Genomic DNA, 23,426 nt, shown 5'->3' with positions numbered 1-23,426 from the left:
CACCCAGCACCCACCCCGGTACCGAAAGAACCCATCCCCCACCCAACGACCACCCCCAACAGAGGTCACCCATTCGATGCAAGAACCTCCGTTCCCGCCCGGCATCGACCCACCACCACGGACGAGGCACTCACTAATCCACGCCAGAACACACTCAAACCCAGTCACCAGACAGCAGTTCCAACCCCTCCCGGGGGCCGGCCCCCGGCCCGTCGCGCCTCAATGGCCGCCGGGGCTGGACCTTGGCTCGCGCCGAAGGTTCCCTGCGGGCCGGCTCCGGGGTTCCGCCCCAGACCCCGCACCTGACACGCCGGCGGGGCTGGATTGCCCCCGGGAGGGTCAGGCGGCCTTGTCTGACTTGAGGGCGGCGAGTCTGGCCTCGATTTCCGAGGCCTTGCCCAGGTCCTCCAGGGACTCGAACTGCGCGTCCAGGGACGAGGCGGCGAGCTCCTGCTTGCCCAGTGCCATCGCCTCCTCGCGGCGGACCTTCTCCTCGAAGCGGTTCAGGTCGCTCGTCGGGTCCATGACGTCGATGTTCTTCACCGCGTCCAGCATCGTGTTCTGCGCCTGCGCGGTCTTCGCCCGGGCCACCAGCTCGTCCCGCTTCGCCTGGAGTTCCGTCAGCTTCGACTTCATCGAGTCCAGACCCGACGTGAGCTGGTCCACGACCACCGTCTGGGCCGCGATCGCCGGCTCCGCCGTCCCCGCCTCCTTCTCCGACTGCATCTGCCGGCCCAGCGCCACCTTCGCCAGGTTGTCGAACTTGTCCGCGTCCGCCGTCGAGCCCGCCGCCCGCAGCTCGTCCGCCTTCCGGCTCGCGGCCAAGGCCTTGCGGCCCCACTCGGCGGCCGCCTCCACGTCCTCCTTGTGGTCCGCCTCCAGCATCCGCAGGTTGCCGATCGTCGTCGCGACCGCCTGCTCGGCCTCCGAGATGTTGTTCGAGTACTCGCGGATCAGCTGGTCCAGCATCTTCTGCGGGTCCTCCGCCTGGTCCAGCAGGGCGTTGATGTTGGCCTTGGCGAGCTGGGTGACGCGGCCGAGGATGGTCTGCTTGCTCATCGGGGTCTCTCCTTGTGTGGTGTGCGTAACGGGTCCCGCGATGCGCACGCGGTGTCAGAAACGGCCGCCGCCGCCCATCCGGCCGCGGGTTCCGCCGCCGCCGAAGGACCCCGGGCCACGGCCTCCGCCCCCGCCCCCGCCGCCGAAACCGCCCCCGCCGCCGAAACCGCCGATCCCGCCGCCCCGCAGGAGCTCGCCGAGGATGATCCCGCCGAGCACCGCGCCGCCCCGGCCGCCGCCGGCGGAGCGCCCGGCGCCGTACGGGTTCTGGAAGCCCCGTACGTCCTGTTCCGCCAGCTGTTGCGCCTGCCGGGCCAGCGCGTCCGCCCGCTGCGCCTCCGCCAGCGCGGCCGCCGGGTCGGACCCGGTCAGCGACGCCGACCGCTCCAGGTGCCGCTGCGCCTCCGCCAGCCGGGTCCGGGCCTGGCTGCCGACCGCGCCCCGGCTGGTGGTGACGTAGTCCGCGGCCGCGCCGATCGCGCTGCGCGCCGAGAGCGTGGCCTGGTCGAGCAGGGCCGCCGCCCGCTGCCGGCCGGACTCCCGCTCCCGCGCCCCGGCCAGGGCCTCGTCCAAAGCCGCGTCGGCCTCCTCCACGCGCCGCAGGGCGTCGATCGGGTCGTACCGGCCGGCCGCCTGCTCCTGCCGTACGTCGGCCAGTACCGCGTCCGCCCGGCCGATGCGGCCCTGGAGATCGGCCGTGGGCACCTCCGCCGGCGTGCCGCTCAGCAGACCGTGCGCGTCGGCGAGGTCGGTCTCCGTCTCGTTCAGGGCGCCCGGCAGCTTGCCGGCCGCCTCCGCCAGCTCCCGCGCCCGCCGCTCGACCGCGTCGACCAGGGTCGCGGCCTGGTCCACCGCGCCCTCGGCGGCCCGTACGTGCACGGCCGCCCTGCCGTTGTCGCCGCCGTCCACGGCCGCGCGGGCCTCACCGAGGTGGGTGGTGGCGAACAGCAGCCGGTCCTTCGCCTGTTCGGGGTGGGAGGCGACCGGCGCGGACGCGGAGTCCGCGTACCGCCGCGCCAGCGCGGCCAGGGTCGCCTCGGCCGTCGTGGTGCGCCCGGTCAGCGCCCGGAAGTGCGCCTCCACGGTCGCCAGCGCCTGCGGGGCGTTCTTCTCCAGGTCCCGCAGCCGGTCGAAGTCCGCCGACTCCGCGTCCAGCCGCCGGTTCGCCTCCGTGCACCGGGCGACGATCTCGTCCAGCATCCGGCGCCGGGTCGCGTCGTCCTCCGGGTAGGCGTCGTCGAGCTGCTGGCGCAGCCGGAAGGCCTGCGTCAGCTCGCCCTTCGCGTACTCCACGGCCTCGGTGAAGGGGACGACCGCCTCGTCGCCGAACTGCGCCGACGCGAAACCGAGCTCCTCGGTGCTCGTACGGACGGAGTCGTCGCTCTCCACCAGCAGCGCCTTGGCCCGGGCGTCCAGTTCCGGCAGCGGGAGCCGGTCAGGCGCCCCCTCGGGCCAGCCCGGCCCGGTCGTCGTACCCCGGCCGCCGGCACCGATCACGGCGTCCTTGCGCTTGCGGCGGCGGTACGCGTACGCCCCGAGCGCCCCGGCCGCGCCGACCGCGACCACCGGCAGCACGAAGTCCCCTGCCCCGCTCCCGCCGCTCGCCCCGCCGCCGGGATCGGCCTGGCCGGGGGTGATGGCGGGCACGGGTACGGGCAGTCCGCCGAGCACCGCGTCGTAGCCGTGGGCCGCGCCGATGGCGGCGCCCGCCCAGTCGTTCTGCCTCAGGGCCGGCTCGATGGCGGTCTGCGCGACGGTCGCGAGCTGCTGCTCGGTGAAACCGGAGTCGACGGCGGCCGAATAGGCGTACTGCCGGGCCCCGGTCGCCACGGCCAGCAGGACGTCGTTCTGGCCGAGGCCGTTCTTCTCGGCGGTGGCATCGGCCCAGCTCTGGGACGAGCGCCCGGAGAAGTCGCGTACGTACGCCACGAAGAGCTGGATCCTCCGGTCGGCGTACAGCTTGTCGAGCGCGGCGGTGACGGCCGCCTTGCGGTCGCCCAGCGCCCCGACGCGGTCGGTGATCTGCCCCTGCTGCGAAAGGGTGACGGGATCGTCCGCCCGCGCGGGCGGCGCCCCGGCCACCCCCCAGCCGAGCGCCAGCAGCCCGCAGGCGAGGGCGAGCGCGGCCCGTACGGATATGCGGGCGGTGGCGGTACGTCGCTTCGGCGGAATCGGCAGGGTCACATAGGGGAGGCTATGGTCGCTCTCCCGCCCCCGCACCCGGAGACGCGCACCGCCCGGCGGTGGGGACGCCCCGCAGCGAAGCCCCCTGGCATCACGTCATACGGCGTTCTCCCAGGGGGCACCTCCCGCGCGGTGAGCGGCCGGGGCGCGCTACGGCTCCGAACGCCGCCGGATCCTGCTGCCCAGCCACACCAGCGGGTCGTACTTGCGGTCCACCGCCCGCTCCTTCAGCGGGATCAGGGCATTGTCGGTGATCTTGATGCCCTCGGGGCAGACCTCCGTACAGCACTTGGTGATGTTGCAGTAGCCGAGCCCGTGCTCCTCCTGGGCGGTTCGCTTGCGGTCCAGGCCCGCCTCCGACGCCGCGTCCAGGGGATGCATGTCCAGCTCCGCCACCCGCATGAGGAAGCGCGGGCCCGCGAAGGCCGTCTTGTTCTCCTCGTGGTCACGCACCACGTGGCAGGTGTCCTGGCACAGGAAGCACTCGATGCACTTGCGGAACTCCTGCGAGCGCTCCACGTCGACCTGCTGCATCCGGTACGCGCCCGGGGCCACCCCCTCCGGCGGCACGAAGGCCGGGACCTCGCGCGCCTTCTGGTAGTTGAAGGACACGTCCGTCACCAGGTCGCGGACGACCGGGAAGGCCCGCAGCGGGGTGACCGTGATCGTCTCGTCCGGCTCGAAGGTCGACATGCGGGTCATGCACATCAGCCGCGGTCGGCCGTTGACCTCCGCGCTGCACGAGCCGCACTTGCCCGCCTTGCAGTTCCAGCGCACCGCGAGGTCCGAGGCCTGGGTGGCCTGGAGCCGGTGGACGATGTCCAGCACCACCTCCCCGTCGTGCACCTCGACGGTGAAGTCCCGCAGTTCCCCGCCCTCGGCGTCGCCCCGCCAGATCCGGAAGCGTGCGTCGTAGGTAGTCACTAGAAGAGCTCCTCTTCGGCGAGGTACTTGACCAGCTCTTCCTTCTCGAACAGCGCGAGCAGGTCCGGGCGGATGGGGTCGGTGCGGGTGCGGACCAGGGCGATCCGGTCGGCTGCGGGATCCGCAGGGGCCGGGTCGACGGGGCGGCACAGCAGGTTCACCGGGCGCCAGTCGCGCTCCATCGCCGGGCAGTCCTCGCGGGTGTGCCCGCCCCGGCTCTCGGTGCGCTCCAGGGCCGCGCGGGCCACGCACTCGCTGACCAGCAGCATGTTCCGCAGGTCCAGCGCCAGGTGCCAGCCCGGGTTGAACTGGCGGTGCCCCTCGACCCCGGCGCGCGCCGCCCGTACGCGCAGGGCCGCCAGCTTCTCCAGGGCCTCGGCCATCTCGCCCTCGCGGCGGATGATGCCGACCAGGTCGTTCATGGTCGTCTGGAGCTCCTGGTGGAGGGTGTACGGGTTCTCCGCGCCGTCCTCCGCGTGGAAGGGGGCCAGGGCTTCCGCCGCCGCCGCGTCGATCTCGGACTGGGTGACCGCCGGGCGTGCGCCGGCCCCCGAGGCGTACTCCGCCGCGTGCAGACCGGCCCGGCGGCCGAAGACGAGCAGGTCGGAGAGGGAGTTCCCGCCGAGGCGGTTCGAGCCGTGCATCCCGCCCGCGACCTCGCCCGCGGCGAAGAGCCCCGGGACGCCGACCGTCGCGGCGGTGTCCGAGTCGACCGCGATCCCGCCCATCACGTAGTGGCAGGTCGGGCCGACCTCCATCGGCTCCGCGGTGATGTCCACGTCCGCCAGCTCCTTGAACTGGTGGTACATGGACGGCAGCCGCCGCTTGATCTTCTCCGCCGGCATGCGGGTGGAGACGTCCAGGAAGACCCCGCCGTGCGGGGACCCGCGGCCGGCCTTCACCTCGGAGTTGATGGCCCGGGCCACCTCGTCGCGCGGCAGCAGCTCGGGCGGACGCCGGTTGTGGTCCGGGTCCTCGTACCAGCGGTCGCCCTCCTCCTCCGACTCGGCGTACTTCTCCTTGAACACGTCGGGGATGTAGTCGAACATGAACCGCTTGCCCTCGGAATTGCGCAGGACCCCGCCGTCGCCGCGCACGGATTCGGTGACGAGGATGCCCTTCACCGAAGGCGGCCAGACCATGCCCGTGGGGTGGAACTGCACGAACTCCATGTTCAGCAGGGGCGCGCCCGCGAGCAGGGCCAGCGCGTGGCCGTCGCCCGTGTACTCCCACGAGTTCGAGGTGGTCTTGAAGGACTTGCCGATCCCGCCCGTGGCCAGGACCACCGCGGGGGCCTCCAGCACGAAGAAGCGGCCGGACTCGCGCTCGTAGCAGAAGGTCCCCGAGACCCTCTCTCCGCCGCTCAGGCCGCGGTCCTTCAGCACCCGCGTGACCGTGCACTCCTGGAAGACCTTGAGCCGGGCCTCGTAGTCCCCGTACTCCTTGAAGTCCTCCTGCTGGAGCTGGACGATCTTCTGCTGGAGGGTGCGGATCAGCTCCAGGCCGGTGCGGTCCCCCACGTGCGCGAGCCGCGGGTACTCGTGCCCGCCGAAGTTGCGCTGCGAGATCCTGCCGTCCGGCGTGCGGTCGAAGAGCGCGCCCCAGGTCTCCAGCTCCCAGACCCGGTCCGGGGCCTCCTTCGCGTGCAGCTCCGCCATCCGCCACTGGTTGAGGAACTTGCCCCCGCGCATCGTGTCGCGGAAGTGCACCTGCCAGTTGTCGCCCTCGTTGACGTTGCCCATGGAGGCGGCGATCCCGCCCTCGGCCATCACCGTGTGGGCCTTGCCGAAGAGGGACTTGCAGATCACGGCCGTACGGGCGCCGCGCTCGCGGGCCTCGATCGCGGCCCGCAGCCCGGCGCCGCCCGCGCCGACCACCACCACGTCCCACTGCTGCCGTTCCACTTGAGCCATCTCAGAAGATCCTCGGGTCGGTGAAGGCGCCGCTGGCCACCAGGTACACGTAGAAGTCGCACAGGGCCACGCTGATCAGGGAGGCCCACGCCAGCAGCATGTGGCGGGAGTTGAGCCGGCTGACCCAGCCCCACAGCCGGTAGCGCACCGGGTGCTTCGAGAAGTGCTTGAGCTTGCCGCCCATGATGTGGCGGCAGGAGTGGCAGGACAGTGTGTACGCCCAGATGAGCACGATGTTGACGACGAACAGCAGCGTCCCGAGGCCCATGTGGCCCCACGCGTAGTGCTCGTCGCGGAAGGTCAGCACCGTGTCGTACGTGAGGATGCCCGCGACCGGGACCGCCGCGTAGAAGAAGTACCGGTGCATGTTCTGGAAGACCAGCGGGAAGCGGGTCTCGCCGGTGTACGTCGCGTGCGGCTCGGCGACTGCGCAGGCGGGCGGCGAGGCCCAGAAGCCCCGGTAGTAGGCCTTGCGGTAGTAGTAGCAGGTCAGGCGGAAGCCGAGCGGGAAGACCAGGATCAGCAGGGCGGGCGAAAGGCCCCACCAGCTGCCGAAGAGGTCCCAGTTGGGGCCGCCGCGCATCTCCTGGCAGTTCTCCGCGAGGCACGGGGAGTAGAACGGGGAGACGTAGGGGGCCGCGTAGTAGTCGGCGTTCGCGAAGGCCCGCCAGGTCGAGTAGACGACGAAGGCGAGCAGCCCGGCCGCGGTGCCGGCGGGGGCCAGCCACCACCGGTCGGTCCGCAGGTGCCGGGGAGCGATCGCGGCCCGGGAGGCGTCGTGGACGCCGCCGGGCCGCTGCTGGGGTGGTTGTGTGCCTGTGGCCAAAGGGGACTCCGGGTGGAGTGATGAGGGGTGGCCCAGGAGGCCCGGCCGCGTACGGCCGGGCCAGATGGGTGCAGAGGTCGGATGGCTGCGCGGGGGCGGCCGCCGGGGTCAGGGGGCGCGGCGGTCGCGTGCGCCCAGGCCCTCGTCGTCGGTGTCCGTCCACAGCGCGTTGTCGTACGGGGTGTCCGGGATGGTCACCATCCGGGACGGGTCCGGCGCCGCGGCCGGGCCCGGCTTCTGGCGCCTGGCCTGCTGTTCCAGCTGTTCGACCTTGCGCGTCAGCTCGTCCAGGTTGCGCCGTACGGCACTCAGATCGTCTTGCAGGGACATGATTTGCCCTCACTTCCGCGGGTGCGGTGGGAACGCTCATGTGCGCCTGCGAGTGTCGCGCTTCCCGTCCCCCCTTGTGAAGGGACGTGCAGCGATTGCGGGCGCGCAGGCGTGAACCGTGCGCCCCTCCCTGCCCCCCATTCTCATCCCTCTCCCGGGGGAACGCCCGTCGGCGCGCAAGTGGGATTGGTCCGCACGGGTGGGGTTCGCGGCGTGGCGCGAGGCGGCTGCGAGGGGTGCGGCCGGGCGTGGATTTCAGTGGGTTCCGGCAACCGGTGTGATCAGCTCCATATACCGCCGAACGTGATCATGCTTCCCCCACGCCCCGCCCCGGAGGTACCACCCATGTCCCAGAGAAGGCGCAGGTCCTTGGCGCTCCTGACCTCGGGAGTCCTCGCACTGCCACTGCTCACGGGCTGCGGCGCGGGTGACGACGAGGGCGGCCCGGTCGCCGCCGGCCAGGACATCGCGGCGACGGCCCGCGACAGGGTCGCCGACGGGGGTGTGCTGCGCTGGGCGGTGGACACCCTCCCGGAGACCTTGAACACCTTCCAGGCCGACGCGGACGGCACGACCAACCGGATCGCCGGGGCGGTGCTGCCGCAGCTGTTCGTGCTGGACGCCAAGGGGCGGCCGGTGGCCAATTCCGACTACCTGGAGAAGGCCGGGGTCGTCGAGCGGGAGCCCAAGCAGGTCGTCCTGTACAAGCTGAACCAGCAGGCGGTGTGGAGCGACGGCCGGGAGATCGGCGCGGCCGACTTCGTAGCCCAGTGGCGGGCCCTGAACGGCAAGGACTCGGCGTACTGGACGGCCCGCAACGCCGGATACGAGCGCATCGAGAAGATCGAGCGGGGCAAGACCGACCTGGAGGTCAAGGTCACCTTCGCCAAGCCGTACGCCGACTGGCGCTCGCTCTTCACCCCGCTCTACCCGAAGCAGGTCATGGGCACCCCGGAGGCCTTCAACGAGGGCGCCCGCGGCACCCTCAAGGCCACCGCCGGACCCTTCGGCCTCGGGGCGATCGACAAGAAGACCGGCACCGTCGCCCTGAACCGCAATCCGCGCTGGTGGGGCCGGCCGGCGAAGCTGGACACGATGGTGCTGACGGCGGTGCCGAGGGCCGAGCGCCCGGCCGCGCTGGCCGCCGGGAAGCTGGACCTGGCGGAGATCGACCGCGCGGGCGCCGACCGGATCGCGCTGGCCCGCCGGGAAGCGGGCGCCAAGGGCGGGCAGGGCGGGCAGGGCGGCCAGGGCGGAGCGGGCTCGGGCGGGGCCCCGGCGCACGGTCCGGGCGCCGCGATGACGCCCGCGGAGGCCACGCTGTCCTGGGCGACCGCCTTCGGCGCGGACGAGGCCAAGGCCACGGCGGAGCGGGACACCCGGCAGAAGCACGCCGAGGCGGTGAAACGGTACGCCGACGAGCAGGACGCCCTGCGGAACTTCACCGTGCGCAAGTCCCTGGAGCCGGCCTACACCCAGCTCGCCATGAACGGCGCCTCCGGCCCGCTGTCCGACGAGCGGGTGCGCCGGGCGGTGGCCCGGGCCCTGGACCGCAAGGCGCTGGCCGAGCTCGTACTCAAGCCGCTCGGCCTCCCCGCGAAGCCGGTCGGCAGCCACCTGGCGCTGGCCGGGCAGCAGGCGTACGCCGACAACAGCGACGCCCTCGGCGGCCAGGACACCAAGGCGGCCGAGGCCCTCCTCGCGGACGCGGGCTGGCGCCGCGGCGGCAAGCTCACCGAGCAGCCGGGCGCCAAGGCCGGCCCCGAGAGCGCGGAGGGCGGCCGGCAGGACGACGGGAAGACCCCGTCCGGCCCGGGCACCGGCAACGACGGCCTGTACATCGTGGGCCAGGACGACGAGCGCAACGGGGACCACGGCGGCACGCACGGCAGCCGCCCCGAGGGCCCCGAGGGGCACAGCGGCGACGGGGTCCTGGCCGGGTTCCCGGCGGACGGCCCCGACGGCGAGATCGTCGACGCCGACATGTTCGCCGCGGGGGCGGCCCACGACCTGCCCTCCCCGGTGCTGGCCCCCGCCCCCTTCGCGGCCCGGCAGCAGGCCTCCCTGCTGGCCCAGGCCGCCGCCGCGGGCGCGCTGGGCTCCGCGGCCTCCGTAGCGGACGACGGCAAGCGCAACCCGGCCCGCGACGGCGAGGGGGCCGAGCCGGCCAAGCCCTCCGCGCCCCCGGCCAAGCAGGCCGTCCGCACCTCGGGCTCCATGCTCGCCAAGGACGGCAAGGCGCTCAACCTGCGCTTCGTCCTGCCGTCGGGCCCCGGCTCGGAGGCCCTGCGCACGGTCGGCGAGCGGATCGCCCAGATGCTCCGGAAGCTCGGCGTGAGCACCGAGATCACCAAGGTGGCCGACGAGAGCTTCTTCAAGGACCACATCGCCTCGGGCCAGTACGACCTGGCCCTCTACTCCTGGCCGGCGACCGCCTACCCGGCCACCGACGCCCGGCCGATCTTCGCCAAGCCGGAGCCGGCCGCGGACGGCTCGCTCCTCGTCGAACAGAACTACACCCGGGTCGGCACCGACCACATCGACCAGCTCTTCGACCAGGCGCTCGGCGAGCTGGACGAGGAGCAGTCCCGGGAGCTGATGCGCAAGGCGGACGCCCGGATCTGGGCCGCCGCGGGCTCCGTCCCGCTCTACCAGCGCCCGGAGCTGGTGGCCGTCAAGCCCTCGCTGGTCAACGCGGGCGCCTTCGGCCTCGGCGCCCCCCGCTACCAGGACATCGGCTGGAAGAAGCAGTCGGCCGCCAAGGACAAGGCGAAGGAGAAGTAGGCGGTCGCGCAGGGCGCACAGCAGGGCGCACAAGAGAAGAAGATGTGGTGACAAAACGGGGCCTGTCAGGTTGACCCTGGGGTCAAAACCTCAGATGTGACTCAAGTCCCTTGCCCGCCGGGTACCCCGGCGGGCATCGTCACGTCTACCCATTGACCCGCATGAATCCCTTGTGAACACAGGCATCGCCACGGCCGGGACTCCCCACCCCACACCCGGCCTTCCTCATTCGTCCGGCCTCTTGACAGACCCCCCGGCAGGCGGTTCCCGCCATCCGACGTACCATGGGGTAAGGCCGTGGCAGGTTTTCGCCCGGTCGAGGCGCGCGTGCCGGACCGTACGCGACGCCATCCACGATCCCGGGAGAAGCGCCGAAGTGCCCACGCGCCACGACATCCGTAACGTCGCCATCGTCGCCCACGTCGACCATGGCAAGACGACCATCGTCGATGCCATGCTCAAGCAGGCCGGTGCCTTCGCCGCCCACCAGCACCTCGACGACCGCATGATGGACTCGAACGACCTGGAGCGTGAGAAGGGCATCACGATCCTCGCCAAGAACACGGCGGTGAAGTATCACCCCAAGGACGGCGGGGCCCCGATCACGATCAACATCATCGACACCCCCGGCCACGCCGACTTCGGTGGTGAGGTCGAGCGCGGTCTGTCGATGGTGGACGCCGTCGTTCTGCTGGTGGACGCCTCCGAGGGTCCGCTGCCCCAGACCCGCTTCGTCCTGCGCAAGGCTCTGCAGGCGAAGATGCCGGTCATCCTCTGCATCAACAAGACCGACCGTCCGGACTCCCGGATCGACGAGGTCGTCAACGAGACGTACGACCTCTTCCTCGACCTGGACGCGGACGAGGACCAGATCGAGTTCCCGATCGTCTACGCCTGCGGCCGTGACGGCGTCGCCTCGCTGACCAAGCCCGAGGACGGCACCGTCCCCGCGGACAGCGACAGCCTGGAGCCGTTCTTCTCCACCATCCTGGAGCACGTCCCGGCCCCGGTGTACGACGAGGAGGCCCCGCTCCAGGCCCACGTCACCAACCTGGACGCCGACAACTTCCTCGGCCGTATCGCCCTGGTCCGCGTCGAGCAGGGCGAGCTGCGCAAGGGCCAGACGGTCGCGTGGATCAAGCGTGACGGCACGGTCTCGAACGTCCGCATCACCGAGCTGATGATGACCGAGGCGCTCACCCGCAAGCCGGCCGAGGTGGCGGGCCCGGGTGACATCTGCGCGGTCGCCGGTTTCCCCGACATCATGATCGGCGAGACCCTGGCCGACCCGGAGAACCCGATCGCGCTCCCGCTGATCTCGGTGGACGAGCCGGCGATCTCCATGACCATCGGTACGAACACCTCCCCGATGGTCGGCCGCGGCGGCAGCGGCAAGGGCGCGGACGCCAAGTCCGCGGTCAAGGACCGCAAGGTCACCGCCCGCCAGGTCAAGGACCGCCTCGACCGCGAGCTGGTCGGCAACGTCTCGCTCCGCGTCCTCGACACCGAGCGTCCGGACGCCTGGGAGGTCCAGGGCCGTGGTGAGCTCGCGCTCGCCATCCTGGTCGAGCAGATGCGCCGCGAGGGCTTCGAGCTGACCATCGGCAAGCCGCAGGTGGTCACGCAGGAGATCGACGGCAAGGTGCACGAGCCGGTCGAGCGCATGACGATCGACGTCCCCGAGGAGCACATGGGCGCGGTCACGCAGCTCATGGGCATCCGCAAGGGCCGCATGGACAACATGTCGAACCACGGCTCCGGCTGGGTCCGCATGGAGTTCGTCGTCCCGTCGCGCGGTCTCATCGGCTTCCGTACGGAGTTCCTGACGAACACCCGCGGTACCGGTATCGCCCACTCCATCCACGAGGGCCACGAGCCGTGGTTCGGCCCGCTGGTGACCCGCAACAACGGTTCGCTGGTCGCGGACCGCGCGGGTTCGGTCACGCCGTTCGCGATGATCAACCTCCAGGAGCGCGGCGTCCTGTTCACCGAGCCCGGCACCGAGGTGTACGAGGGCATGATCGTCGGCGAGAACTCGCGCTCCGACGACATGGACGTGAACATCACCAAGGAGAAGAAGCTCACCAACATGCGTGCGGCTTCCGCGGACAACACGGAGAACGTGGTGCCGCCCCGCAAGCTCTCCCTGGAGCAGTCCCTGGAGTTCTGCCGCGACGACGAGTGCGTCGAGGTCACCCCGGAGGCCGTCCGCATCCGCAAGGTCGTCCTGGACCAGAAGGAGCGCTCGCGCACCGCGTCGCGCGCCAAGTCCGGCAAGTAGGACCCGGCTTCACCCCAGTCGCCGCTAGGGCGGCGACCGGGTTGGCCGAAAGATCACAGAGCGCAGCAGCCCCTCCCTTCACGGAGTCCGTGACGGGAGGGGCTGTTCGCTTTTGTCAAGCGGATTATTGCGTTCTGGTGTCCGCATACCGACCGTGACACTCCGGAAGGTGAGCTAACAGTCCGTTTCGCACGTGTCTGTCTCCTATCTGTTTGTCCGGATTTCGGGTTTTCGACATGCGGTGATGTTGTGAAAACGAGACCACTTAAGTGTGGTTTACGGTCTGGGCGTCCCTGAGGATGGCTCCATTGAGCTCGGGTCAATGGGTCATGCGCTGTGGGGAGCGCCGACTCACGAGCACACACGATGGGGCCGGAATTCGCTGTCAGGGGTGTCAGCGGCACCGGGCCCTTCACATATCGACAGTGACTCCTGAGGAGGCAATTACCCATGCGCGGAGCAACGAGCGCCAAGTGGGTCGTGGGTGCCGTCATCGTTGCGATGGCGGCCACGGCTTGCGGTACCGGCAAGGACGACGCCAAGAGCGGCGGCGGCAACATCACCGTGCAGCTGGGTGAGCCGCAGCACGGCCTGGTGGGTCAGAACACCGCCGAGTCCGAGGGCGCCGAGGTCCTGAACGCGGTCTTCACCGCGCTGGTCTCGTACGACAACAAGACCAACGAGCCGCAGCTCGCTGCTGCCGAGTCCATCACCACCACGGACTCGAAGACCTGGACCATCAAGGTCAAGGACGGCTTCACCTTCCACAACGGCGAGAAGCTCGACGCGCAGTCCTTCGTCCGTGCGTGGAACTGGGGCGCCAACCAGGAGAACGCGGCCGAGGGCATGCCGTTCTTCTCGAAGATCGAGGGCTCGGACGAGCTGGCGCCGGGCAAGGACAAGAAGCCCACCGCCAAGGAGCTCAAGGGCCTGAAGATCGTCGACGAGATGACCTTCACCGTCACGCTGAAGGACCCGTTCTCCCAGTTCAAGACGATGCTGGGCTACAACGCCTTCTACCCGCTGCCGAAGGCGTTCGAGGCGGACCCGAAGGCCTTCGGCGAGAAGCCGATCGGCAACGGCCCCTTCCAGATGGACGGTGCCTGGGAGCACAACAAGCAGATCAAGGTCAAGCGGTACGACAAGTACCCGGCCGAGGGTCGCGCCAAGCTCGAGGGCGTCACCTTCCGGATCTACGACAACCTGGACACGGCGTACAACGACCTGCGTGCCGACGCCATCCAGATCACCGACAAGCTCCCGGTGTCGGCGATGGCCAGCGTCTCGCAGGAGTTCGGCGACCGCTACATCTACAAGCCCGAGTCCGGCGTCGGCTACATCGGCCTCCCGCTCGCGCAGAACCCCGAGGCGTTCGGCAAGGTCGAGATCCGCAAGGCCATCTCGATGGCCATCGACCGGGACGCCATCACGAAGACCATCTTCAACAACACCCGCAAGCCGGCCGACGACTTCGTCAGCCCGATCATCCCGGGCTACCGCAAGGGTGCGCTCGGCGAGGCCGGTACGTACAACCCGACCAAGGCGAAGGAACTCTTCACCCAGGCGGGCGGCGTCCCCGGCAACAAGATCGAGCTCGGCTACAACGCCGACGGCGGCCACAAGGAGTGGATCGAGGCCGTCGCCAACCAGCTGAAGGCGAACCTCGGCGTCGAGGTCACCGCCAAGCCGTTCACCAAGTTCGGCGAGATGCTGGACGACCTGGGTGCCTCGAAGTACAAGGGCGCCTTCCGCATGGGCTGGGTCATGGACTACCCGGCCATGGAGAACTACATGCGTCCGATCTTCTCGAAGGTCGCGATCGAGAACGGCTCCAACTACGGCCACTACGTGAACGAGGACTTCGAAGCCCTCCTCGACAAGGCCGACAAGGCCGCTGACGCCGCCGAGGGCCAGAAGCTGTACCAGCAGGCCGACGACATCCTCGTCAAGGACCTGCCGTACATCCCCGTCTTCACCTACATGTCTTCTTCGGCCTACTCCAAGACCGTGAAGAACGTCGAGGTCGACGCCCAGGGCCGCATGGACCTGGCCAAGGTCGAGCTCAACTAACACCCCTCTTCACTTAAGGGGACCCGGGGGCGGGCAGACGGAATCAGGTTTCCGTCTGCCTGCCCTTTCCCCCTGCTCTTGCTGGAGGTCTGATGGGCCGCTACCTCATCCGCCGACTCATACAGGCGATCCCTGTCCTGCTCGGTGCCACATTCCTTATCTACTTCCTGACCTTCAAGATGCCGGGAGCTGACCCGATCCAGCTCCTCGCGGGAGAGAAGAAGGCAGACCCGCTCGTCGCTGCCATGCTGCGCAAGCAGTACCACCTCGACGACCCGTTCCTGCTGCAGTACTGGAACTACATCACCGGAGTCTTCCAGGGGAACCTCGGCCAGTCCTTGAACGGCCGAAAGGTCCTCGACCAGTTCTCCGAGGCGTTCCCCTACACGGTGAACCTGGCTCTCGCGGCCTTCGTCATCGAGGCCATCGTCGGTGTGCTGGCCGGTGTCATGGCAGCGCTGCGCCGCGGGAAGTTCCTCGACCAGCTGGTCCTGCTCTCCACGCTGATGGTCATCTCCATCCCCGTCTTCGTCACCGGCTTCGTGCTCCAGCTGACGCTCGGCGTGCAGCTCAAGGACGAGTGGGGCATCGATCTCTTCAAGCCCGGCTTCAACGAGAACGACGGCCTGATCGCCTACCTCATGCCGGCACTCGTTCTCGCCTCCACCTCACTCGCGTACGTGGCCCGACTGACGCGTACGAGTCTGATGGAGACGATGCGCGCCGACTACGTGCGCACCGCGACCGCCAAGGGCCTCCCGCGTCGCCGCGTCGTCGTGAACCACGCGCTGCGCAACGCACTCATCCCGATCATCACGTTCCTGGGCGCCGACCTCGGTGCGCTCATGGGCGGTGCGGTCATCACCGAGCGGATCTTCAACATCCACGGCGTCGGCGGTCTGCTCGCCAAGTCCGTGTACCTCAAGGACGGCGCGGTCGTGGTGGGCGGTGTGACCATCCTGGTCCTCGTCTACCTCATCGCGAACTTGATCGTGGACCTGCTCTACGCCGTGCTCGACCCGAGGATCCGCTATGCGTGACACAACTACGGTGGGGGACTCGATGACCGACACCCAGATCGCCGGAGCCCCCTCCACCGGCGCGCCGGTCTCCAAGAACGGCAAGAGGAGCAAGAAGGACCGCGAGGCCAGCCTCTGGTCCGACGCCCTGCGCGATCTGCGCCGCAACCCGGTCTTCCTGATCGGTGCCTTCCTCGTCCTGTGCATGCTGGTCATCTCGGCGTTCCCGGAGTGGTTCACCGACGGCAGCCCCTTCGAGGGCGCGGCCTGCACCCTCCAGGACTCGCTCAAGAAGCCGAGCGCGGACCACTGGTTCGGCTACGACATCCAGGGTTGCGACGTCTACACCCGTACGGTGTGGGCCGCCCGCAACTCCGTGATCGTCGGCATCGTCACCACCGCCCTGGTGATCATCGTCGGTGGTGCGCTCGGCCTGCTGGCCGGCTGGACCGGTGGCATCGTGGACAGCATCCTGTCCCGCTTCACCGAGATCTTCTTCGCCATCCCGCTGCTGCTCGGCGGCATGCTGATCATGTCGGCCCTGCCGGGCAACGCCTGGACCGTCTCGGTCGTGCTCGCCACCCTCGGCTGGCCGCAGATCTTCCGCATCATGCGGTCCTCGGTGCTGCAGAACAAGAACAACGACTACGTGGTCGCCGCGCGCGCCCTCGGAGCCGGCACCCTGCGCATCACCCTGCGGCACATCCTGCCGAACGCCATCGCCCCCGTCATCGTGGTCGGTGCGATCAGCCTCGGTGTGTACATCTCCGCCGAGGCGGCCCTGTCGTACCTCGGCATCGGTGTCCAGCCCCCGCAGATCTCCTGGGGTCTGATGGTCAGCGACGCTTCCGTCCGCTGGCTCCAGGCCCCTCACGTGCTCCTGTTCCCGGCCGCCGCGCTGAGCATCACGGTGCTCGCGTTCATCATGGTCGGCGACGCGGTGCGCGACGCCCTCGACCCGAAGCTGCGCTGAGGAAGGGCGTACGTTGACCATCATCGACAAGACCTCGAACGTCCCCGCGCCCCGCTCGGCGCCGGAGGGGATCCCCCTGCTCGAAGTGCGCGACCTGCACGTCGAGTTCCACACCCGCGACGGTGTCGCCAAGGCGGTCAACGGTGTCTCGTACTCCGTGAACGCCGGCGAGACCCTCGCCGTCCTCGGCGAGTCCGGCTCGGGCAAGTCCGTGACGGCGCAGGCCATCATGGGCATCCTCGACATGCCCCCGGGCAGGATCCCGCACGGCGAGATCCTGTTCCAGGGCACCGACCTGCTCAAGCTCCCGGCGGAGGAGTTCCGCAAGGTCCGCGGCCAGAAGATCGCCATGATCTTCCAGGACGCGCTGTCCTCGCTGAACCCCGTGCACACCGTCGGCGCCCAGCTCGGCGAGATGTTCCGCGTCCACCGCGGGATGTCCAAGAAGGACTCCACGGCCAAGGCCGTCGAGCTCATGGACCGGGTGAAGATCCCCGCCGCCAAGGCGCGCGTGGGTGACTACCCGCACCAGTTCTCCGGCGGTATGCGCCAGCGCATCATGATCGCCATGGCGATGGCCCTGGAGCCCGACCTGATCATCGCCGACGAGCCCACCACGGCTCTCGACGTGACGGTCCAGGCCCAGGTCATGGACCTGCTCGCGGAGCTCCAGCGCGAGATGAACATGGGCCTGATCCTGATCACCCACGACCTCGGCGTCGTCGCCGACGTCGCGGACAAGATCGCCGTCATGTACGGCGGCCGGATCGTCGAGAACGCCCCGGTCCACGAGATCTACAAGCGCCCGGCGCACCCGTACACCCGCGGCCTGCTCGACTCGATCCCGCGCCTGGACCAGAAGGGCCAGGAGCTCTACGCGATCAAGGGCCTGCCGCCCAACCTGCTCAACATCCCCCCGGGCTGCGCCTTCAACCCGCGCTGCCCCATGGCACAGGACATCTGCCGCACGGACGTTCCCGTCCTGCACCAGGTGACCGAGCGGGACGGTACCGAGCTGCCCGGCCGCGGCAGCGCGTGCCACTTCTGGAAGGAGCAGATCCATGGCTGAGCTCACCAAGCCCAAGGGCGAGCCGATCCTCCAGGTGCGCAACCTGGTCAAGCACTTCCCGCTGACCCAGGGAATCCTGTTCAAGAAGCAGGTCGGCGCGGTCAAGGCCGTCGACGGCGTCTCCTTCGACCTCTACCGCGGCGAGACCCTCGGCATCGTCGGCGAGTCCGGCTGTGGCAAGTCCACCGTCGCCAAGCTGCTGATGAGCCTGGAGAAGGCCACCGCCGGCGAGGTCTTCTACAAGGGCCAGGACATCACCAAGCTGTCCGGCAAGGCCCTCAAGGTCGTCCGCCGCAACATCCAGATGGTGTTCCAGGACCCGTACACCTCGCTCAACCCGCGTATGACGGTCGGCGACATCATCGGCGAGCCCTTCGAGATCCACCCCGAGGTGGCTCCCAAGGGCGACCGGCGCCGCAAGGTCCAGGAGCTCCTGGACGTCGTGGGCCTGAACCCGGAGTACATCAACCGCTACCCGCACCAGTTCTCCGGCGGCCAGCGCCAGCGCATCGGCATCGCCCGCGGCCTCGCGCTCAACCCGGAGATCATCATCTGCGACGAGCCGGTCTCCGCGCTCGACGTGTCGGTGCAGGCACAGGTCATCAACCTGATGGGGAAGCTGCAGGACGAGTTCGACCTGTCCTACGTCTTCATCGCGCACGACCTGTCGATCGTCCGGCACATCTCGGACCGCGTCGGCGTCATGTACCTCGGCAAGATGGCCGAGATCGGCTCCGACGCCGAGATCTACGAGCACCCGACCCACCCGTACACCCAGGCGCTGCTCTCCGCCGTCCCGGTCCCCGACCCGGACGCCCGCGAGGGCCGCGATCGCATCATCCTCACCGGTGACGTCCCGTCCCCGGCCAACCCGCCGTCGGGCTGCCGCTTCCGCACCCGCTGCTGGAAGGCCGAGGACAAGTGCGCCACGGAGGAGCCGCTGCTGGCGATCCCGACGCGCTTCCAGGGTGTCAACACCCCGGCCGCGCACGAGTCGGCGTGCCACTTCGCGGAGGAGAAGGCCATCCTGGCCGTCTGATCCCGCGTAGCCGTACGTTGCCCGGTACCGGACTCATCCGGTGCCGGGCGCCCTGCCGTTTCCCCGCGGGGGCGATGCGTTCGGCGTCGTTGCGGGGGCTCTGCCCCCGAGCCCCCGCGCCTCAAACGCCGGCGGGGCTGAAGGATCGGGGCTCCGCCCCGGACCCCGCGCCTCAAACGCCGGCGGGGCTGGAGAGGCGCTCCCCGAAAGGGAGTTGCGTGTGCACCCCGAGCCCCCTGACAGTGAGCGGATGCGAGAAACGCACCCGCTGACCGTCCGGCCCGCCGGGCCCGGGGACGCGTCCGACATCTGCGCCCTGCTCAACGCCGTGGACGTGATCGAGACCGGCCGCCCCGATACCGACCTCGGCACCGTCGAGGCAGACCTCAACCACCCCGGCGTCGACCTGGCCACCGACTCCTGGCTCGCCTTCCAGGACGGCCGGCTCGTGGCCTACGCCCTCATCTGGACGGACTCCGGGCCCGGGCACGTCGACGGCGACCACTACGTCCTGCCCGCCCACCCGCAGGCCGCCGTCCGGCTGCTGGAGCTCATGGAGGCCCGGGCCCGCGAGCTGGCAGCCGGGGCCGCCCAGGGCCGGCTGCGGCTCCAGCTCAACATCAAGCCCACCCTCGACCTCTCCCTGCTCACCGTGCGCGGCTACCGCACCGTCCGCCGCTACCAGGTCATGACCCGCGCCCTCGCCCCCGCCGCCGAACTCCCGCCGGCCGCTCCTGCCGGACTCACCCTGCGCCACTGCGGCACCGACGAGGCCGACCGGCGCCGGGCCCACGCCCTGGTCGAGCAGACCTTCGCGGCCCACTTCGGCCACGTGGAGCGCGCGTACGAGCCCTGGCTCGACCACCTCGACGCCCGCAAGCTCGACTGGTCCCTCGTATGGATCGCCTCCCTGCCCGCCGAGGGCGACGTGGCCGTGCTGCTCACCCGGGACGACCGTACGAGCATGGGCTGGCTCAGCCGCATCGGCGTACGGGAGGACCTGCGCGGCCGCGGCATAGGAGGCTTCCTGCTGCGCCACGCCTTCGCCGTCTACGCCGCCCGCGGCCGCGACACCGTAGGCCTCGGTGTGGACACCGCCAACGAAACCGGCGCACTCGCGCTCTACGAGGCGCACGGCATGCGCCTGCACCACGCGGTCGACACCTGGGAGCTGCCTTTGCACTCGCAGGGGTGACAGCCACGTGACGCGCGGGTGCAATTGGGCCAAGCGGGAGTGTGTGATCCCTCACTTGGGGTGACAGTGGCCCCAAGCAAGTCTCGGGACCCCTAGGAGGCACTCCATGCGCGGAGCCACCCACGCCAAGTGGGCCGCATGTGCGGTGGCCGTCGCCCTCGCGGCGACGGCCTGCGGCGGCGACAGCGACAGCGGCGGAGGCGGTGGCGGCGCGGCGATCGTCAGCTCCTCGTGGGGTGACCCGCAGAACCCGCTCGAGCCGGCCAACACCAACGAGGTGCAGGGCGGCAAGGTCCTCGACATGCTCTTCCGGGGCCTGAAGCGGTACGACCCGAAGACCGGCGAGGCGAAGAACTTCCTCGCGGAGAAGATCGAGACGACCGACAGCCAGAACTTCACGGTCACGCTGAAGGACGGCTGGAAGTTCAGCAACGACGAGCCGGTGACCGCCGAGTCCTTCGTCAACGCCTGGAACTACGCGGCGGACGTGCGCAACAAGCAGAACAACGCGCCGTTCTTCGCGGAGATCGCCGGATACGAGGCCGTGCACCCGGCCTCCGGCGAGCCCAAGGCCAAGACGATGTCCGGCCTGGTCGTCAAGGACCCCAAGACCTTCACCGTCGCGCTGAAGCAGAAGTTCTCCACCTGGCCCGAGACCCTCGGCTACCAGGCCTTCTCCCCGCTGCCCAAGGCCTTCTTCGACGACCACGCCGGCTGGCTGCGCAAGCCCGTGGGCAACGGCCCTTACACGGTGGAGTCGTACACCAAGGGCACCGGCATGAAGCTGCGCAAGTGGGACGCGTACCCCGGCGAGGACAAGGCGCAGAACGGCGGCGTGGACCTGAAGGTCTACACGGACAACAACACCGCCTACACCGACCTCATCTCCGGCAACCTCGACCTCGTCGACGACGTCCCGGCGCAGCAGTTGAAGAACGTCCAGAACGACCTCGGCGACCGCTACATCAACCAGCCGGCCCTCATCATCCAGACCCTCACCTTCCCGCTGTACGACCCCCAGTGGAACAAGGAGGGCATGGAGAAGGTCCGCCGCGGCATCTCGATGGTGATCAACCGCGACGAGATCACCAAGCAGATCTTCCGGGACACGCGCACCCCGGCCAAGGACTGGACCTCGCCCGCCCTCGGCGACAAGGGCGGCTTCAAAGCCACGCTGTGCGGCGACGCCTGCACCTTCGACCCCGCGGCCGCCAAGAAGCTCATCCAGGAGGCCGGCGGGCTCCCAGGCGGCAAAGTCACCCTGACGTCCAACGTGGACACCGGCTCGCACCGCGACTGGATGGACGCCGTCTGCAACAGCATCAACAACGCGCTGAACGAGGGCCCGGTCTGCACGGTCAACCCCATCGGCACCTTCGCGGACTTCCGCAACCAGCAGAGCTCCTTCAAGCTGACCGGCCCCTTCCGCTCCGGCTGGCAGGCCGACTACCCGCTGATCCAGAACTTCCTGCAGCCGCTGTACTACACCGGCGCCTCCTCCAACTACGGCAAGTTCAGCAACCCGGACTTCGACAAGCTCATCGACGAGGCCAACCAGGAGAGCGACGCGGCCAAGGCGACGGGGAAGTTCCAGGACGCCGAGAAGATCCTCGCCGAGCAGATGCCGTCCATCCCGCTCTGGTACCAGAACGGCAGCGCCGGGCACTCCGAGCGGATCTCGGACGTCGCGCTCAACCAGTTCAGCGTCCCGGTCTACAACGAGATCAAGGTCAGCTGACCCGCCTGCGGATCGTACGGACCCGGGCCCCGCCCCGCGGGGGCCCGCCGACACCCTGGAGCTCTCCATGGGACGCTACGTGATCCGGCGGCTGCTCCAGATGATCCCCGTGTTCATCGGCAGCACGTTCCTGATCTTCTTCATGGTGTACGCGCTCGGTGACCCGGTCGCGGCCCTCTTCGGCGACAAGGCCCCCGACCCCGCCACCGCCGCGCGCATCCGCAAGGACCTCTACCTCGACCGCCCCCTGTGGGAGCAGTACCTCCACTACATGGGCCAGATCTTCCAGGGCGACTTCGGGACCGCCTTCAACGGCCAGAAGGTCACCGAGCTGATGGCCTCGGCCTTCCCCGTCACCCTGCGCCTGACCATCGTCGCGATCCTCATCGAGATCCTCGTCGGCATCACCCTGGGCGTGGTCAGCGGCCTGCGCCGCGGCAAGGCCGTCGACACCTCCGTGCTGGTGATGACGCTCGTGGTCATCTCGGTGCCCACCTTCGTGACGGGCTACCTGCTCCAGTTCGTCTTCGGCGTCAAGTGGGGCTGGGTCCGGCCCACCGTCTCCCCGGACGCCCCCTTCGACGAGCTGATCCTGCCCGGCGTCGTGCTCGCGCTCGTCTCCCTCGCCTACGTCACCCGGCTCTCGCGGACCTCCATCGCCGAGAACGTCAAGGCCGACTACGTCCGCACCGCAGTCGCCAAGGGGCTGCCGCGCCGCCGGGTCATCACCCGCCACCTGCTGCGCAACTCCCTGATCCCGGTGGTCACCTTCATCGGCACCGACATCGGCGCCCTCATGGGCGGAGCCATCGTCACCGAGCGGATCTTCAACATCCACGGCGTCGGCTACCAGCTCTACCAGGGCATCCTGCGCAACAACTCGCCCACGGTCGTCGGCTTCGTGACCATCCTCGTCATCGTCTTCCTGCTGGCGAACCTGCTCGTCGACCTGCTCTACGCGGTCCTGGACCCGAGGATCCGTTATGCCTGAGCCCGACCCCGAGCGCCCCGACGGCCCGGGCGGCTACGACCCCGTCGGCCCCCGCCCGCGCGAGGCGATGTCCCCCACCGGCCAGGGAGGAGCCATGGACCTTGCCCTGGAGGAGGCCGAGAGCGTGGAGGGCGTCAGGAAGGTCCCGGGAGGGGCCGGCGGCCCCGGCCCCGCGGAGAGGGCCCGCTCGCTCTGGTCCGACGCCTGGCACCAGCTGCGCCGCAACCCCGTCTTCCTCATCTCCTCATTGATGATCCTCTTCCTCGTGGTCATCGCCCTGTGGCCCCAGCTCATCGCGAGCGGCGACCCCCTGCACTGCGAGCTGTCCAAATCCCAGCAGGGCTCCGCCCCCGGCCATCCCTTCGGCTACGACACCCAGGGCTGCGACGTGTACACCCGCACCGTCCACGGCGCCCGCGCCTCCATCACCGTAGGCGTCTGCGCCACCCTCGGCGCCGCCCTGCTCGGCTCCGCGCTCGGCGGGCTCGCCGGCTTCTTCGGCGGGTGGGGCGACGCGCTCCTGTCCCGGGTCGCCGACATCTTCTTCGGCATCCCGGTGATCCTCGGCGGCCTGGTCTTCCTGTCCGTGGTCACCAGCACCACCGTCTGGCCCGTCGTCGGCTTCATCGTGCTGCTCGGCTGGCCCCAGCTCGCCCGCATCGCCCGCGGCTCGGTGATCACCGCCAAGCAGAACGACTACGTCCAGGCCGCCCGGGCGCTGGGCGCGGGCAGCGCCCGGCTGCTGCTGCGGCACGTGGCGCCCAACGCCATCGCGCCCGTCATCGTCGTCGCCACCATCGCGCTCGGCACGTACATCGCCCTGGAGGCCACGCTGTCCTTCCTCGGCGTCGGCCTGCGCCCGCCCACCGTCTCCTGGGGCATCGACATCTCCAACGCGGCCTCGCAGATCCGCAACGCCCCGCACATGCTGCTCTACCCGGCCGGCGCGCTGAGCCTGACCGTGCTCGCCTTCATCATGCTCGGCGACGCGGTGCGCGACGCCCTCGACCCCAAGCTGCGCTGAGGAGCCC

General features: G+C 69.9%; 17 protein-coding genes. 11 read left to right on the top strand and 6 right to left on the bottom strand.

Annotation, left to right across the window (positions count from 1 at the left end):
• Positions 1 to 339 precede the first annotated feature (339 nt).
• The 6 genes from J7E94_RS02575 to J7E94_RS02550 form a co-directional block, all read right to left on the bottom strand.
• On the bottom strand, positions 340 to 1,059 hold the full coding sequence (locus J7E94_RS02575) for a PspA/IM30 family protein (protein WP_215011927.1): 720 nt from the start codon (positions 1,057 to 1,059) through the stop codon (positions 340 to 342).
• Positions 1,060 to 1,113: 54 nt separating this feature from the next.
• Positions 1,114 to 3,237 carry a YgcG family protein gene (locus J7E94_RS02570; RefSeq protein WP_374224376.1) on the bottom strand — a complete coding sequence of 708 codons (2,124 nt, stop codon included), beginning with the start codon at positions 3,235 to 3,237 and terminating at the stop codon, positions 1,114 to 1,116.
• Between the two features lie 156 nt (positions 3,238 to 3,393).
• Positions 3,394 to 4,167, bottom strand: a complete 774-nt coding sequence (locus J7E94_RS02565; RefSeq protein ID WP_215011924.1) for a succinate dehydrogenase/fumarate reductase iron-sulfur subunit — start codon at positions 4,165 to 4,167, stop codon at positions 3,394 to 3,396.
• The gene (locus J7E94_RS02560; protein WP_215011922.1) at positions 4,167 to 6,080 is read right to left on the bottom strand and encodes a fumarate reductase/succinate dehydrogenase flavoprotein subunit; all 1,914 of its coding nucleotides are present in this window, start codon (positions 6,078 to 6,080) and stop codon (positions 4,167 to 4,169) included. The genes J7E94_RS02565 and J7E94_RS02560 overlap by 1 nt, the downstream gene beginning before the upstream one ends.
• Position 6,081: 1 nt before the next feature.
• The gene (locus J7E94_RS02555; RefSeq protein WP_215011920.1) at positions 6,082 to 6,906 is read right to left on the bottom strand and encodes a hypothetical protein; all 825 of its coding nucleotides are present in this window, start codon (positions 6,904 to 6,906) and stop codon (positions 6,082 to 6,084) included.
• 108 nt (positions 6,907 to 7,014) lie between these two features.
• Entirely contained in the window at positions 7,015 to 7,236 is a 222-nt protein-coding gene (locus J7E94_RS02550; protein ID WP_215011917.1) for a hypothetical protein, read from the bottom strand.
• 345 nt (positions 7,237 to 7,581) lie between these two features.
• Here J7E94_RS02550 and J7E94_RS02545 point away from each other — a divergent pair, with 345 nt between their 5' ends.
• From J7E94_RS02545 to J7E94_RS02495, 11 genes are all read left to right on the top strand, one after another.
• Positions 7,582 to 10,020 (top strand): ABC transporter substrate-binding protein, encoded by a 2,439-nt coding sequence (locus J7E94_RS02545; RefSeq protein ID WP_251056011.1) that lies wholly within the window; start codon positions 7,582 to 7,584, stop codon positions 10,018 to 10,020.
• A 376-nt stretch (positions 10,021 to 10,396) separates the two neighbouring features.
• Complete coding sequence (typA, locus tag J7E94_RS02540) at positions 10,397 to 12,301, top strand: translational GTPase TypA (protein ID WP_215011915.1); 1,905 nt, start codon at positions 10,397 to 10,399, stop codon at positions 12,299 to 12,301.
• 450 nt (positions 12,302 to 12,751) lie between these two features.
• Positions 12,752 to 14,371, top strand: coding sequence for an ABC transporter substrate-binding protein (locus J7E94_RS02535; protein ID WP_215011913.1), 1,620 nt, complete (start codon positions 12,752 to 12,754; stop codon positions 14,369 to 14,371).
• 92 nt (positions 14,372 to 14,463) lie between these two features.
• Complete coding sequence (locus J7E94_RS02530) at positions 14,464 to 15,411, top strand: ABC transporter permease (RefSeq protein ID WP_215011910.1); 948 nt, start codon at positions 14,464 to 14,466, stop codon at positions 15,409 to 15,411.
• The gene (locus J7E94_RS02525; RefSeq protein ID WP_215011908.1) at positions 15,404 to 16,363 is read left to right on the top strand and encodes an ABC transporter permease; all 960 of its coding nucleotides are present in this window, start codon (positions 15,404 to 15,406) and stop codon (positions 16,361 to 16,363) included. The genes J7E94_RS02530 and J7E94_RS02525 overlap by 8 nt, the downstream gene beginning before the upstream one ends.
• Before the next feature lie 13 nt (positions 16,364 to 16,376).
• Positions 16,377 to 17,432 (top strand): ABC transporter ATP-binding protein, encoded by a 1,056-nt coding sequence (locus J7E94_RS02520; protein ID WP_215011906.1) that lies wholly within the window; start codon positions 16,377 to 16,379, stop codon positions 17,430 to 17,432.
• Positions 17,425 to 18,471, top strand: a complete 1,047-nt coding sequence (locus J7E94_RS02515) for an ABC transporter ATP-binding protein (protein ID WP_215011904.1) — start codon at positions 17,425 to 17,427, stop codon at positions 18,469 to 18,471. Before J7E94_RS02520 ends, J7E94_RS02515 begins: the two co-directional genes overlap by 8 nt.
• Before the next feature lie 250 nt (positions 18,472 to 18,721).
• Complete coding sequence (locus J7E94_RS02510) at positions 18,722 to 19,666, top strand: GNAT family N-acetyltransferase (protein WP_215011902.1); 945 nt, start codon at positions 18,722 to 18,724, stop codon at positions 19,664 to 19,666.
• 106 nt (positions 19,667 to 19,772) lie between these two features.
• A complete protein-coding gene (locus J7E94_RS02505; protein ID WP_215011900.1) occupies positions 19,773 to 21,404 on the top strand; it encodes an ABC transporter substrate-binding protein in 1,632 nt (543 codons plus the stop codon).
• A 67-nt stretch (positions 21,405 to 21,471) separates the two neighbouring features.
• Positions 21,472 to 22,395, top strand: coding sequence for an ABC transporter permease (locus J7E94_RS02500; RefSeq protein WP_215011899.1), 924 nt, complete (start codon positions 21,472 to 21,474; stop codon positions 22,393 to 22,395).
• The gene (locus J7E94_RS02495; protein ID WP_374224374.1) at positions 22,388 to 23,419 is read left to right on the top strand and encodes an ABC transporter permease; all 1,032 of its coding nucleotides are present in this window, start codon (positions 22,388 to 22,390) and stop codon (positions 23,417 to 23,419) included. Before J7E94_RS02500 ends, J7E94_RS02495 begins: the two co-directional genes overlap by 8 nt.
• Positions 23,420 to 23,426: the final 7 nt, after the last annotated feature.

The organism is Streptomyces sp. ISL-94, assembly GCF_018614075.1.
In the GTDB taxonomy this organism is placed as follows: domain Bacteria; phylum Actinomycetota; class Actinomycetes; order Streptomycetales; family Streptomycetaceae; genus Streptomyces.
Note: the sequence above shows the minus strand (reverse complement) of the source record. Positions and strands in the feature narration are given on the sequence as shown.